The 14,974-nt window shown below is 67.9% G+C and carries 9 protein-coding genes; 6 read left to right on the top strand and 3 right to left on the bottom strand.

What is annotated here, in order from left to right:
- Window positions 1-145 precede the first annotated feature (145 nt).
- Entirely contained in the window at window positions 146-3,493 is a 3,348-nt protein-coding gene (locus K2W61_RS16775; protein ID WP_236756107.1) for an autotransporter outer membrane beta-barrel domain-containing protein, read from the top strand.
- Window positions 3,494-3,559: 66 nt separating this feature from the next.
- On the opposite strand, the gene K2W61_RS16770 is transcribed toward K2W61_RS16775, so the two are convergent.
- The 3 genes from K2W61_RS16770 to K2W61_RS16760 are packed head-to-tail and all read right to left on the bottom strand — an operon-like array spanning window position 3,560 to window position 10,892.
- Window positions 3,560-6,802 (bottom strand): hybrid sensor histidine kinase/response regulator, encoded by a 3,243-nt coding sequence (locus K2W61_RS16770; RefSeq protein WP_236756105.1) that lies wholly within the window; start codon window positions 6,800-6,802, stop codon window positions 3,560-3,562.
- 8 nt (window positions 6,803-6,810) lie between these two features.
- The gene (locus tag K2W61_RS16765; RefSeq protein WP_236756103.1) at window positions 6,811-8,124 is read right to left on the bottom strand and encodes an EAL domain-containing response regulator; all 1,314 of its coding nucleotides are present in this window, start codon (window positions 8,122-8,124) and stop codon (window positions 6,811-6,813) included.
- Window positions 8,121-10,892 carry an ATP-binding protein gene (locus K2W61_RS16760; RefSeq protein ID WP_236756102.1) on the bottom strand — a complete coding sequence of 924 codons (2,772 nt, stop codon included), beginning with the start codon at window positions 10,890-10,892 and terminating at the stop codon, window positions 8,121-8,123. The genes K2W61_RS16765 and K2W61_RS16760 overlap by 4 nt, the downstream gene beginning before the upstream one ends.
- Window positions 10,893-11,184: 292 nt before the next feature.
- Here K2W61_RS16760 and K2W61_RS16755 point away from each other — a divergent pair, with 292 nt between their 5' ends.
- The 5 genes from K2W61_RS16755 to ccoN all read left to right on the top strand — a co-directional run bounded on the left by K2W61_RS16755 (window position 11,185) and on the right by ccoN (window position 14,974).
- Complete coding sequence (locus tag K2W61_RS16755) at window positions 11,185-11,901, top strand: c-type cytochrome (protein ID WP_175135693.1); 717 nt, start codon at window positions 11,185-11,187, stop codon at window positions 11,899-11,901.
- Window positions 11,898-12,932: a c-type cytochrome gene (locus tag K2W61_RS16750; protein ID WP_236756101.1), complete on the top strand. Its 1,035-nt coding sequence runs from the start codon at window positions 11,898-11,900 to the stop codon at window positions 12,930-12,932. The genes K2W61_RS16755 and K2W61_RS16750 overlap by 4 nt, the downstream gene beginning before the upstream one ends.
- A 31-nt stretch (window positions 12,933-12,963) precedes the next feature.
- Complete coding sequence (locus tag K2W61_RS16745; RefSeq protein WP_236757104.1) at window positions 12,964-13,140, top strand: hypothetical protein; 177 nt, start codon at window positions 12,964-12,966, stop codon at window positions 13,138-13,140.
- Complete coding sequence (ccoS, locus tag K2W61_RS16740) at window positions 13,137-13,301, top strand: cbb3-type cytochrome oxidase assembly protein CcoS (protein WP_175135982.1); 165 nt, start codon at window positions 13,137-13,139, stop codon at window positions 13,299-13,301. Before K2W61_RS16745 ends, ccoS begins: the two co-directional genes overlap by 4 nt.
- Window positions 13,302-13,486: 185 nt before the next feature.
- A complete protein-coding gene (ccoN, locus tag K2W61_RS16735; protein ID WP_236756100.1) occupies window positions 13,487-14,974 on the top strand; it encodes a cytochrome-c oxidase, cbb3-type subunit I in 1,488 nt (495 codons plus the stop codon).

Raw genomic sequence — 14,974 nt, 5'->3', positions numbered from 1 at the left:
GCGCCGAAACGCACCATGACAGCTACTGACACGTCATCGCCTTTGTCCGATACGCACTAGTACGCTTCAGCGCCCCCAGCTTCTTTCTGTCTGGTTATGTTCGATGTGTATGGGTACGCCAAGGCCAAGGGCCAAGGAACCCACCATGCACTGTTCGCTCAACCCCATCATGCTCGGGCTGCTGGCCATCGCCTTGCCGGCATTTGTCCATCCCGCGCAGGCCGCCGAACTCGGCCAGCAGGTCGTCAACGATCCGTCCGGCGCCACCCAGCTCACGCTCGGCAACGGCGACACCCTGACCCATTCCGGCAACGGCGCCGCGCTTGACGTATCGGTCGCGGGCAACAGCGCGCGCGGCGATGGCGTGACGATCACTGCGGGCTCGGCCAGCAGCGCCAACACCATTGGCGTGCGCGCCAGCGCCGGCGGTAGCGTGACGCTGACCGGCAGCGTCATCAAGACGGTCGGCGCCGGCCAGGGCGCCCACGCACTGACGGCCACCGGCAAGGGCAGCCTGATCACCGTCGGCGGCAGCGCCATCTCCACCCTGGGCACCTACTCGCATGGCGCCTATGCGCAGTCCGGCGGCCGCATCGACCTCGATGGCGGCAGCATCACCACTGCCGGCGGCGGCAGCCGCGGCCTGCAGGCGACGGGCGCAGGCTCGACCATCGTGGCCCACGACGTGACCATCAGCACCAATGCCTACAACGCCGCCGGCGCCGCCGCCGAAACGGGCGGCAGCGTCACCGTGCAGGACAGCAGGATCACCACCACCGGCAATTACAGCGATGGCGTCAGCGTCAGCGGCGCCAACGCCGTGGTGACCCTGCGCAACACCGAGGTCAACGCCGCCAATGGCATGGGCGCGCGCGTCGAAGGCGGCCGCTTCGAGATGGACGGCGGCAGCCTGACCGCGGGCGGTTCGGCGGTGATGCTCAGTTCCGGCAGCGGCGCGCCGTCGGCCGCCACGATCCGCAATGCCACCCTCACCGCCACCGGCAGCTACAACTACGGCATCAACATCAACGCCAAGGACACCTCGGCCGAGATCGAGAACGTCTCGATCTCGGCGCTGGGGCCCTCCGGCACTGGCGTCTGGCTGCCGTCCACCGGCACGCGTTTCTCGGCCACCGGCTTCGACATCACCTCGGCCCTGCTGGGCGTGGACAACCGGGCTGGCCAGGTCACACTGCTCGACGGCCGCATCAAGACCCGCGATGCCAGCGGTCACGGCCTGTACCTGTCGCGCGAATATGGCAGCTCGGCCACCATCAAGGCCACCCGGGTCACCATCGACACCGCCGGCAATGGCGCCGTCGGCGCCCTGGCGCGCATGGGCGGCGCCGCCATCGAGCTGGAAGACGTCACCATCAACACCCTTGGCGACAGCGCCCATGGTCTGTTCGCCAGCGGCTCGGGCGCCAGCCTGTCGGCGCGCAACTCCCGGGTCAATACCCGTGGCGCCAATGCCAACGGACTGGCCGTCAGCAACCGCGCGGCGGTCACGCTGGACAACACCAGCTTTGCCGTCACCGGCGCCAGCGCCAACGGCATCTGGAGCTACCTCACCAGCGCCGGCCTGAGCAACACCGTCACCTTGCGCAATGGCAGCCGCATCGACACCCAGGACGGCGCCGGCCTGCTCGCCTCGGGCGGCGGCCACACCTTCCTGATCTCGGACTCGGACATCACTGCGCGCGCCGGCGGCGACATCGACAGCGGCGTGCTACTGCATTCCCGCGCCGTCACGGTCACCAACGGCGGCGTGACCACCGTCATCGAAAGCGAACAAGTCACGCTGGACGCGTCCAACGCCCGCCTCACCGGCGACGTGCTGGCCGACAGCGGCAGCGTCGACGTCTCGCTCAAGAACGGCTCGGTGCTGACCGGCGCCGTGGTGCAGCGGGGCACAGGCCGCGTCAACGGCCTGACAGTGGACAACGCCAGCACCTGGAACGTGCGTGGCGATTCCCGCCTGGGCACGCTGGCCAACGCCGGCACCGTGGCCTTCACGGCGCCGGCCGGCGCCAGCGGCTTCAAGACGCTGACCGTCAACAACTACGTCGGCGGCGGCACGCTGGTGATCAACACCCGCCTGGGCGACGACGCCTCGCCCACCGACAAGCTGGTCATCGATGGCGGCACCGCCTCGGGCAATACCGCGCTGCGCGTCGTCAACGCCGGCGGCAGCGGCGGCCAGACCACCTACGGGATACGCGTGGTCCAGACGATCAACGGCGGCACCACCACGGCCGACGCGTTCCACCTGGACAGCGGCTCCACCGGCTACCGCGCCAGCGCCGGCACCGTCTCGCTCAATGGCTACGACTACAGCCTGGTGCGCGGCGGCAACGGCGGCGTGGCGCCCGACTGGTACCTGACCTCGGACTACACCCCGCCCGTCAACCCGCCCGGCCCGGTGGACCCGACCGACCCGCCCGACCCCCGCGATCCGGCGCCGCCCGTGACCCCGCCCGATCCCATGCTGCCCGGCGGCGGCTTCAAGAACGTGTCGCCCGAAAGCGGCGCCTACGCCGGCAACCGCCTGGCCGCGACCCGCCTGTTCAACCACGGCCTGCATGACCGTGTACCGGCCGGCGACGAGGACGACGCCGACGCGCGCCGCGGCCGCGGCCTGTGGGCCCGGGTGCAGGGCCGCCACGACAGCGGCCTGCGCATGTCGGAGGGCCGCGTCGAGGTCGACACCGACCGTTCAGTGCTGCAATTGGGCGGCGATCTGCTCAAGGCGCCGCTCGGCGGCGCGGGCGCCCTCTATGCCGGCCTGATGGGCGGTTACGGCGACGCGCGCAGCCGCGCGGTGTCCACCCTGATCCTGCCCGGCAGCGGCCAACGTACCCATGCCCGCGCCCGCGGCAAGGTCTCGGGTTATTCGGCCGGGCTCTACGGCACCTTCTACGCGAACGACGCCACCCGCCTGGGCGCCTACGCCGACACCTGGATCCAGTACGGCCGCTACACCAACCAGATCAGCAGCGAACTGGGCTCGGTACGCTATCGCTCCCACGTCTGGAGCGCCTCGCTGGAAGCAGGCTATGCCCTCAAGCCCTTCGCCGCCGGCTCGGCCCTGGACACCCTGGTGGTCGAACCGAACGCGCAGTTGCTCTACAGCCGCTATGACGCGCGCGATGCCACGCTGCAGGGCACCCGCATGGGTAGCGGCAACAACGGTGCCTGGCAGTCGCGCGTCGGCGTGCGGCTTTATCCGCAGGCCGCGCCCGCGGCCGCCGGCAAGCCCGCCGTGCGTCCCTTCCTGGCCGCCAACTGGCTGCATGACAGCGCCGACCCAGCGGTGCGCATGGGCAGCAATACGCTGCAGGCGCAACCAGCGCGCAACGCGTTCGAATTGAAGGTGGGCGCCGAGGGCCGCGTCGGCAAGGCGACGCAGGTATCGGGCCATGTCTTTGGCCTGACCGGCAGCGGCAGCCAGCACGGCTACGGCGGCATGATCAACGTCAGCTACCGCTGGTAAGGCAAGGCGCCGCGCCCCATGCCAGCCCCTGCCGTCCCGCCCGGCGCCACGCCGGCGCGGCCCACCTCAGATCTCGGCCAACGTCCTGCGCAGCTCGGCCTGCAAGGCCGTGAGCAGGGTCTGGGCCGCATCGCTCAGGCCATCGGCGACCAGGCGCTCCTCGGCCTGTTCGGCCTGCTGGTACAGGTCCATCGCCTGCACCGCGGCGAAACCGCCGCGCATGCGGTGCAGCACCGCGCGCAGGTCGCGCAGGTCGGCGTCGGCATGGGCCTGCTCCAGGCGCGCCAGGTCCTGCGTCATGGTCTGCAGGAAGACGTCGCGATACTTGCCGACGATCGGCGGCGCGCCTCGCGCGGGCGCGTCATTGGCGGGGGCGGCGCTTTCCGGGCTGGCCGCCGGTGCGCCCGCGCCTCGATGTGCGCGCAGTTGGTTCCACAACAGGCTCAGCTTGATCGGCTTGACGAGCCAGTTGCTCATGCCCGCCGCCTTGCAGCGCGCCTCTTCGTCCTTGAGCGCATTGGCCGTGACGCCGATGATGGGCACCGTCACGCCCTGCGCGCGCAATGCGCCAGCCAGCTCGTAGCCGTTCATGCGCGGCATGTTGACGTCGGTCAGCACCACGTCGAAGGCGCCAATGTTCCATTGCGCCAGCGCCTCGGCGCCATCGGGGGCGAGCGTCACCTGGCAGCCCAGCTGCTCCAGCTGGTCGCACATCGTCACCTGGTTGATCGGGTTGTCCTCGGCCACCAGGATGCGCAGGTTCAACGGCGCGTAATGCCGCGAAACGGCTTCGCGCGCGGTATCGGTATCGCCGCAGGCCCAGCGCTCCAGCGCGAACCCGATGCTGGTGAGATAGTGCCGGTCGGCCCGGTACAGCGCGGTGCCGTGCACGTCACGGCCGCCCGCCGACACCACCGGCCCCTGCCATTCGGTCGGCGCCGCCGCATCGCCGGCGATGTGTACATCGACCAGTACGCCGTCGCCGGCCTCGTCCCGCGTCAGGGTCGCCGGCGCGATGCTGGCCTGGGCTCCCCAATAGATCAGCCACTGGCAGATGTTCTCGCTGAGCTCCTTGCGCGCGCTGCGCACATAGACGCGCAGCCCCTCCAGCCGCGGCGACGGCCCGGGTGGCGGCTCGGCCGTGTCCAACTCGATGGCGATCGAGAAACTGCTGCCCAGGCCCAATTCACTGGTCACTTGGATGGTACTCCCCATCAATTTCGCAAGACGGGCGCAGATCGACAGGCCGATGCCCGCCCCCCGCACCAGATGCGATCCGCTATCGATCTGATAGAACGGTTCGAACAGGCACGCCTGGTTTTCGGCGCTGATGCCGACGCCGCTGTCGACCACCTGGAAGTGCAGACGGGTGCGCGCGTCCGGCAGGGTCTCGGCGCGCACGCGCGCCACCACATGGCCGGAATCGGTGAACTTGATGGCGTTGTTGACCAGGTTGTTGAGGATCTGGCGGATGCGCCCGCCGTCGCCCACCACCCAGGCCGGCGTCGAGGTGTCGATGCAGCTGTAGATGACCAGTCCTTTCTGCTCGGCCATGCCCGCATACGAGGCAATGCAGTTCTCGAGCAACTCGCGCGGATCGAAGCCGTCCATTTCAAGCGCCAGCTGGCCGGACTCGATCTTGGTGATGTCGAGGATGTCGCTGATCAGCTGTTGCAGGATCACCGAGGAATCCTGGATGCGATCGACATGGCGGCGCTGCTCGTCGTCCAGGTCGGTCAGGGACAACACTTCGAGCGTGCCCAGCACGCCATAGAGCGGCGTGCGGATCTCGTGGCTCATGGTCGCCAGGAACGTGGACTTGGCCTCGTTGGCGCGATCCGCCTGCTGCTTGGCCTGGGCCAACGTGTGCTCCATCTCGGCCCGCGCGCTGATGTCGGCGAAGGCACACAGCACCACGTCCTGCTTCTTGTAGCGGGTCGGCGCGAAGGCGACGAACAGCGGCCGCCCTTCATGGGTACGGAAGGTCTCGATGGTGCCTGGCCGGGTGGCGCCCAGCACCTGGCGCAACAGCTTGTTGGCCTCGGGCGAATCCTGGGGCTGCTCGCCCACGCCGAAGCCCAGCCACTGGCTCGCCAGCGCGTTGCTGAACACCACCCGGCCTTCGAGGCGCGACAGCACGCACAGCGCCACCGGCGCCGTATCGAGCACGGTACGGTTGAATTCCTCGCTCTCCACCATGTCGAGGTGGGCGATCTCGGCCGGCTGGATCACCCGCCGGTTGTACCAGAGCAGGTAACCGGCGCCGGCCGCCAGCCCCACCGCGAGCATCAGCAGCACCGTCAACGGCAGCCACATGTTGGCGCGGAAGAAGCTGCCATAGTCGAGCTTGTAGTAACCGGTCCAGGCGCCGGTCTTGTCGACGATGCGCAACACCAGTCCGTCGCCGCCGAAATGAAAACCGGCCGTCTCCACGCGCGGCGGCGCGCCGCTGCCGAACAGAATGGCGCCATCCCGATGCTGCAGCCAGAACTGGTCATACAGCGGCTGGTTCAGGATACGCTCGGAGATGCTGACACGGCCACGATTCAACAGCGACACCGCGTAGACATTGCGGCGATTGGCCTGTTCACCCTCGCGCGCGTTCAATGGCAGCATCACCGGCAGCATGCCGATGACGGAGTCCGGCAGGTCGGCGTCGCGCAGCCACGCCACCCGCGGCCCCTCGCTGCCAGAGCGATCCTCGGGATCGGCGCCGCCGGCGGCCTGCTGCACCGTCGCCACCACCGACAGGAACGTCTGCCGGGTCAGCGGCTCGTAGCCGGACGCGGTGGAAATCGCCGGCACGCTCAGGCTGACCTGCTGACTCGGGGAGATGACGAACAGCGGGGCTGCCGGATACACCGACGCCGCCCAGCGGGTGGAATAGAAATCCGACAGGTAGCCGCCGATGCCGGTGAAGATGCCTTTGCTCACGGGGCAGGTGTCGGGGCTCTGGCACAGCAGCGAGAACGGCATGGCGGCAATGGCGTGCTGGCCGTTGAAGAATGCCCACGAAGCGCGGTCGAATCCGCTCGTCTCGCTGACGGGCACGGGCGCCACCAGGCGCCGGCCGTCGGGACTCAGGCCCTGCGCGTAAAGGCCCTGCAGCACACTCTCGTGAGCGTGGATATAGCCGACCAGAACGGAAAAGTCGACCCGCAGCTTTTCCTCTTCCTGTTGCAGGATGCGCTGGCCTCCCCAGTACAGCAGGCCGCCCAGCGCCAGCAGCAACGGCAAGGCCCCAAACAACGCGATGTTCAGGCGGCGGGATGCGCGGATGACCTTGATGAGCGGCGTATCCAGTTTCATAGATGCTTCTAGGGCCTGTTCACACGAAAGGGATCCCCGCACAGGCCCTGTTGCCCGTTGACCCCGCGCCGCCGTCCCGCCGCCGGCTCGCGCGGGACGGAGGGACGCGGCTCGCCATGGCGGGGTTCATTGGCCAGCAGCTCGTTGAACGCCGCCAGATCCACCGCCGCCGAAATCAGGAATCCCTGCACGCAGTCACAGCCGATGCGGCGCAGGAATTGCAGGTCTTCCATGGTCTCGACGCCCTCGGCCGTGACCTGCAGCCCCAACTGCCGCCCCAACTGCACCGATGCCACCAGCGCGGCCGCGCGAACCTCGTCGCGGGTGACGCCATGCACGAAGGCGCGGTCGATCTTCAGTTCGGTAAACGGCGTGGAGATGAGGCTGTACATCGAACTGTAGCCCTTGCCAAAATCGTCCTGTGACAGACCGAATCCCTTCAGCCGCAGCCGGCTCGCGCCCATATAGTAATTGCCGGGCGTCACGGTCATGTCGTCTTCCAGGAGTTCGAATGTTACGTCCTCGGCGGGAATGCCGCCAAGAGTGACCTGCTCGTACAACTCGTCCGGCAACTGCGGCCGGTCCAGCAGGCTGACCGGCAGGTTGATCGAGACCGGCACGCGAAAGCCGCGTTGGCGCCAGGCGCGATAGGCCGTCAGGCTGTCCGCGAGCATGCGCGTCAACAACTCGTGGTCGAGACCGTACTGGCGCAACGTGCGCAGGAACGAGCCCGGCAGCATCAGGCCCAGGCCGCGGTGCTTCCAGCGCACCAGCGCCTCGGCGCCGACGATGGCGCCGGAGGCCAGCGACTTCTTGGGCTGGAACCAGGCCTGGATGCTGCCGTCGCGCAGCGCGGATTCGATGCTGTCGCGGTCCAGCAGGTGGCGGTTGTCGGCCGGGTCGGCCGATGCGCCGGCCGCCTGCGGCGGGACGCGCTGCTGCAGGCGTTCGGCCAGGCCGGCGATCTGCTCGCCGGTGACGGGCTTGACGAAGGCGCCCAGCATCGAAAAGCCGTTCTCCTTGGCCATCAGGCCGACGCTGTTGGCCATGCGGCGCGAACACGCGGTGACCACGGCCAGGATCGGCCGCAGGTTCAGGCGGGCCAGTTCGTGGATGAACTGGACCCCGTCCATGCCCGGCATGCTGATGTCCATTACCACCAGGTGGTGGCCCTCGGCGCGGATGCGGTCGAGCGCCTCGCTGGCGCTGTCGACCGTGTCCACCCGGCCAAAGCCCGCATGCTGCAGCAGGTCCCGCAGGTGCAGGCATTGCAGGGCGTGGTCGTCCAGGACCAGCACTTTGTAGTCGGAAAGCTGTTTCACGTCATGTCCTTTGCGACGCCGCGCAGGGTCTGGGCCAAGACCATGAAAGGCAGGGGCTTGCACAGCACCTGGCTCATGCCCGCGGCCAGCCCGCGCTGGGCGATCTCGGCGGCCGAACTGGAGGTCAGGCCGATGATGGGGCCGGCGTGGCCGCCGTCCCGCAAGGCCCGCGTCAGTTCATAACCATTGACGATGGGCATGTTCAGGTCGGTCAGGACCAGGTCGAACGGCTGCTCGCGCCACCGCTGCAATGCCTCGTCGCCGTTGTTGGCCAGGGTCGCGACGCAGCCCAGGTGTTCGAGCTGCTCGCGCAGGATCAGCTGGTTGATGACGTTGTCCTCGACCACCAGCACCCGCAGCCCGAGCGGCCGCTGCGGTGCGCCGTCCGCGCCCAGCGCGCCGCGCTCGACGCCGTCCTGCGCCATCTGCACCGCGCGGCAGATGCTGACGGGATTGAAGGCGCTGGCGGCACCGCAGACGGCATTGGCCATGAAGGCGCCCTGCTGCGCGCCGGGGGCCAGCACCCGCACGCGCTGGCGCGTCCAGCGCGGCTCTGGCGTCGATGGCGGCCAGGTCTGCACCAGCACCGCCCCGTCCGGCTCGGCGCCGTCGGCCGCCTGGCGGTAGGGCAACGCGATCGCGCCGCAGGCGTCGAGCCAGCCACGCACGTTGTCGACGACCTCCGGCACCGCCCCGTCCACATATACCGGCAGCCGCCGCAGCGTCACCGGCGGGCCGGCGTCCGCTTCGCCGGTTTCCAGCGTCAGGCAGAACGAGATGCTGGTGCCCAAGCCTTCTTCGCTCACCACCGACAGCGAGCCCCCCATCAGGTCGGACAGGCGCCGGCAGATCGTCAGCCCCAGGCCAGTGCCGGCGATGTCGCTGACATGGCCCGCAGGGGCGCGGAAGTATGGCTCGAACAGCCGCGCGCGGTGGCTTTCGCAGATGCCCGGGCCGGTATCGGCCACCTGGAACCGCAAGTGCGCGCGGCCCGGCCCATCGGCCGTGGCGCTGGCCCGCAGCACCACCCGGCCGGCCTCGGTGAACTTGACGGCATTGCTGACCAGGTTGTTGAGGATCTGCAGGATGCGGATCGAATCGCCCAGCATCGTCTTCGGCATGCCGACCTCGGTGACCGCGTACACGTCGAGCCCCTTGGCGCGGGCACGCGCGGCGTAGTTCGCCATCACCTGTTCGGCCAGATCGGCCGGCGAGAACGCGCCGATGTCGAGCTCTTCGCGGCCGGCCTCGATGCGCGACAGATCGAGCGTGCCGTTGATGGTGCGCAGCAGGGTCGAGGACGATTGCTGGATGGTGCCGAGATATTGCTGCTGCTGGTCGCTCAGGCCGGTCAACGCCAGCAGTTCGAGCGTGCCGAGGATGCCATAGAGCGGCGTGCGGATTTCATGGCTGATGGTGGCGAAGAACATCGCCTTGGATTCGCTGGCCCGGTCGGTCGCCTGTTTGGCCTGGCGCAGCGCGCGTTCGACGTTCTTCTGGGCAGTGATGTCGCTGATGCCGCACAGCACCACGTCCTCGGACTGGTAGGTGGTGGCGGCGAAGGCCACGTAGGCGCTGCGGCCATCGGCGAGCGTGTACTCCTGGCCCATGGTCCCGGCGTCCGCCCGCAACAGGGCCTGGCGCCAGTGGTCCTGCTCGCCCAGCCACTGGCGCGCGGCCGTGTTCGACAGCAGCAAGGCGCCATCGGCGCGCCGCAGCAGACACAGCCCGACCGGCGCCACGTCGACGATCTTGCGGTTCAGCGCCACGCTGTCGACCAGCGCCTCGTATTGGCGCCGCGCCGGCCGCACCAGCCGGTCGCGGATATGGCGCACCGCCAGCAGCACCAGCAGGATCAGCGCCATGGCCACGCCGCCCGCGGCCCAGAACGCGCCGGCGCCGTCTTCGAGCAGATCGCCGATGGGCACGTAATAGGCCAGCCGCCAGCCGGCCTCGCCAACCGACTTGACCAGCACCAGCGTCTGCGGCCACCAACCGTCGCCACGCAGGCGGAAGGAATCGCGCGACAGCAGGGCCGGCGTCTGGTCCACCCGCGATGGCAGGTGGCCGCCATGCAGGGCCATGACGCCATGGCCGTCGTACAACGCATAGCCGGCGCCGTCGCTGGCGCATTCCGCCTCGACCATGCTGCCCAGGCCGCCGACCTCCAGGCCGATCCAGGTGCGTTCCTCGCCGGCGACGTCGGCCGGGGTATAGAGGAACAACCGATTGGCCTCGTCCATGGGCGGGCGCAGCCAGACGATGGGCGTGCGGCCATCCGGCTCCGGCCGCGCGTTGCGCAGGCGCAAGGACTGGGCCAGCCAGCGGGCGGTTTCGATGGACATGGGCGCGGCGCCGCCATCGGCGCGGATCGGCAGGCGCGTGACGACATCGTCGGAAGACGGCGCATAGACGATGTGGGCGCGCAATTGCGCCACATTGGCGCGATCGCGCGGCGTGAGGACGAGGGCCCATTCGTAGGCGCCGGCGGCGTCGACCAGCGGCGTCACGCTGATCTGGCCGGTGGCGCCGAAGGTCTTGGGCGTGCGCGCGACCGGCATGTGGTCGGTGTTGCGCACCGCCGAGGCCGCCACCGAGCGCAGCAGCGCCTCGCGCTGGTCGAAATACAGCTGGGCGTTATAGGCGCCGGCATTCATGCGGCGGCGGTATTTCGAGACCTCGCCGTTGAACGACCAATACGCGTAGAGCGCCGTTCCCACCAGGATGCATGCCGTGAGCGCCACGGCAAACATGTGCAGGAGAAGCATGGGCAGGCCTGGAGCCGCCGTCAACGCTTCCCGGGAACGGAGGTCTACGATCATCTGGCGATCATAGATTTCAGCTTGCGCGGCCGAACCAAGAATATTCTCAAAGCGCGGCAGACCGATTCAGCCGCCTTACCGCGGCCCCGGCGCCGCGAAAACGCCTCGGGCATGCGCGGGCGCAAATATGGCGTCTGCGCCCGCATGATCTTTGTGTCCTACCTTTGAGGCGTAGCGGTTCTACGTCGTCGTCTTTGGAAATATAGTCACGACAAAATCTTCGGCGGAGCTTTTCCCCATGCGTCCTCGCCTTCTATCCGTCGCCCGCCGGGCGGGCGTTGCGATTCTCGTTTCCTGCCTGCTTTCGACACGGCCCGGCGCAGCGCAGGACGCGCCTGACGGATCATTGATAAGCACCCACGGCGCCAACGGCGGCCCCGCCTGTATGCTCTGTCACGGTGCTCACGGCGAAGGCAATCCAGTGGCCAACTTTCCGCGGTTGGCTGGCACTGGCGCCGCCTATCTGAAAGACCAGCTCGAGGCCATCGCCAACGGCTCTCGCCTGAGCCCGGTCATGACGGCCATCGCCAAGACCCTGGACCCGGCGCAACGCGAGGCCGTGGCGCAGTTCTACGCCGCGCTGCCCCTGCCCCTGGACACCGACCGGTTGGCCGCCACCGCGCTGCAGTCGCCCAAGCCCGACGAGGTCGGCGCCTGGCTCGCCATTCGCGGCGCCTGGGACAAAAACGTACCCGCCTGCAACCAGTGCCACGGCCCTGGCGGTATCGGTGTGGGCGCCCATTTCCCAAGCCTGGCGGGCCAGCCCGCCGCCTACATCGCGGAACAATTGCGCCTGTGGCGCGAAAACCGGCGTCCGCCGGGTCCGCTGGGTCTGATGGCGTCCGTCGCCACGCGCTTGACGGACGCGGAAATCAACGCGGTGTCCGCCTACTACGCCGGCCTGCCCAAGGCCGCCGACCAGTTTGCCGCAAACGCCGCGAAAGCCGAACCATGATCTCGCCATCCTCCCGCCTCCGTCCGCTACAGGCTGCCGTCCTTGCGCTATTTTTTCTGGGCGCCATCGTGCTGATCACCGCGATCCGGCGCGCGGGCCCGGCGTATCCGACAACGTCCCCTCCTCGACCGGCGGCCGATACGCCTGTTGTTCAAACGCCGGCCCTTCCCGCGGCGCCCACCGCGCGCACGGATACCCGCGCGGCTTTCGCGCCGCCAACAGCCGCTTCGCTGCCGGACACGGCATTCGGCAAGACCGTCCGCCAGGGCGAGCAGATTTTCCTGCATACCCCGCAGAAGGCCCCCCAGTTCGCCGGCAACAATCTGAATTGCGCCAGTTGCCATCTGGACGCTGGCCGTCGTCCTGACTCCGCGCCGATGTGGGCCGCCTACGTGCTGTACCCCGCGTATCGCGCCAAGAACGGCCACGTCAACACGCTCGCCGAACGATTGCAGGGCTGTTTCCGCTTCAGCATGAACGGCAAGCCACCCGCGGCTGATGATCCGGTCCTGATCGCCCTGCAGACATACATGTTCTGGCTCGCCGGCAACGCCCCCACCGGTGTGCCACTCAAGGGCCAGGGCTATCCCAAGCTGCCGCCGCCGCCACGGAAGGCCGACTACCTGCGCGGTAGCCAGGTCTACGCCCAGAACTGCGCCGTCTGCCACGGCGAACACGGCCAGGGCCAGAAGAACGGCGCGCATTGGGTGTTCCCGGCCCTGTGGGGGCCCGACTCCTTCAACTGGGGAGCCGGCATGCATCAGATAAAGAACGCCGCCGGGTTCATCAAGGTCAACATGCCATTGGGCCGTGGGGGTCTGTTAAGCGACCAGGAGGCCTGGGACGTGGCCTACTTCATGAATGCGCATGAACGCCCCCAAGATCCCCGCTACACCGAATCCGTGGCCAGGACTCGCGCCAAGTACCACGATTCCGAGGATTCGCTGTACGGCATCGAGATCAACGGCCACCTGCTCGGAAGCGCCGCGCCGCCGTCCGGCGGCAAGTTGGCGCAAGGCGCCGGGCGCTAAAACCGGAGGCGACGTCAAGCCGTACTGCCGCATGCGATACCAATCGATCTTCGCCCAGCCTCGGCGTCTGCCCGAGGCCGACCGCCAGCAGCGCCGGCACGCGCTGGTGCGTCTGTCGCTGGCGGTGGCGTACAACTCGTGGCGGCTGTCGCGCCACGATTGGCCGGGCAGCCAGGCGCCCGGCGATGCGCAGGGGGCCGCGCCATGACCATCCTCTACCTGCTGCTGCCCTTGTCGCTGCTGTTCGTGCTGGCCATCGGCGTGTCGCTGTGGTGGGCGGTATTCAACGGCCAGTACGACGACACCGACAACGCCGGCACCGCCATCCTGCGCGACGATGACAGCGGTCCGGCCTCGCGTGGTGGATGATGCCCGCGCCATGGGGCGCCTCGCTTCTCCCGACAAGAATCCCGGCCACCCGCGCATGCAGATAACGATGAAGCGGCTATCGGCTCGCCAGGCTGATGGCAGGGACTGATTCGGATCGAATCCCATTTCCAGATCGCTCCTCATCATTGAAACTTGAAGCTGTTGTTTTTACAAAAGGGGGGGTAATGAACGATTACGCCGCCATCGCAAGCACGGCCAACGCATTCCACAAGGCCGATACCTTCAACTACAGGATCGTGAGGCAGTTCGCGCTCATGACGGTGGTCTGGGGTATTGTCGGCATGACCGTCGGCGTTCTCATCGCCGCGCAGCTGATTTGGCCTCAGTTGAATTTCGACACCGCCTGGCTCAGCTACGGCCGCCTGCGCCCGCTGCACACCAACGCGGTGATCTTCGCCTTCGGCGGCAGCGCCCTGTTCGCGACCTCGTACTACGTGGTCCAGCGCACCTGTCAAGCCCGCCTCTTCTGTGACCGGCTGGCCGCGTTCACCTTCTGGGGCTGGCAGGCGGTCATCGTGGCCGCCGCCATCACCCTGCCGATGGGCTACACCAGCAGCAAGGAATACGCCGAACTCGAATGGCCCATCGACATCCTGATCACGCTGGTCTGGGTGGCCTACGCCATCGTGTTCTTCGGCACCATCATCAAGCGCCGCGCCAAGCACATCTACGTGGCCAACTGGTTCTTCGGCTCGTACATCCTGACCATCGCCATCCTGCACATCTTCAACAACATCGAGATGCCGGTGACGCTGTGGAAGTCGTATTCGGCCTACGGCGGCGTGCAGGACGCCATGGTGCAGTGGTGGTACGGCCACAACGCGGTGGGCTTTTTCCTGACCACCAGCTTCCTGGGCATGATGTATTACTTCGTGCCCAAGCAGGCCGGCCGTCCGATCTACTCGTACCGCCTGTCCATCGTCCACTTCTGGGCGCTGGCCTTCACCTACATGTGGGCCGGGCCCCACCACCTGCTGTACACCTCGCTGCCCGACTGGACCCAGTCGCTGGGCATGGCGTTCTCGCTGATCCTGCTGGCGCCGTCCTGGGGCGGCATGATCAACGGCATCATGACGCTGCAGGGCGCCTGGTACAAGCTGCGCACCGATCCGATCCTGAAGTTCATGGTGACGGCGCTGTCGTTCTACGGCATGGCTACGTTCGAAGGCTCGATGATGGCGATCCGCACCGTGAACGCGCTGTCGCACTACACCGACTGGACCATCGGCCACGTGCACTCGGGCGCGCTGGGCTGGGTCGCGATGATCTCGTTCGGCTCGCTCTACTACCTGATCCCGCGCCTGTATGGCCGCGAGAAGATGTACAGCGTCAAGGCCATCGAGCTGCACTTCTGGATCGCCACCATCGGCGTGGTGCTGTACATCACCGCGATGTGGATCGCCGGGGTGCAGCAGGGCCTGATGTGGCGCGACACCGGACCCGATGGCACGCTGGTGTACAGCTTCGTCGAGGAACTCAAGACACGGACGCCGTACTACCTGATCCGCCTGCTCGGCGGCATGCTGTACTTGTCAGGCATCTGGATCATGGCCTGGAACGTATGGAAGACCGTCAGCGGCGCTAAGGCGGTTGACCCCGCCATCCCACCCCAGGACCACCCGCAGGCCGTCGCCGCGCCAGCCACTGCCTGA

Origin of the sequence: Achromobacter pulmonis (assembly GCF_021733725.1) — a bacterium.
In the GTDB taxonomy this organism is placed as follows: domain Bacteria; phylum Pseudomonadota; class Gammaproteobacteria; order Burkholderiales; family Burkholderiaceae_B; genus Achromobacter; species Achromobacter pulmonis.
Note: the sequence above shows the minus strand (reverse complement) of the source record. Positions and strands in the feature narration are given on the sequence as shown.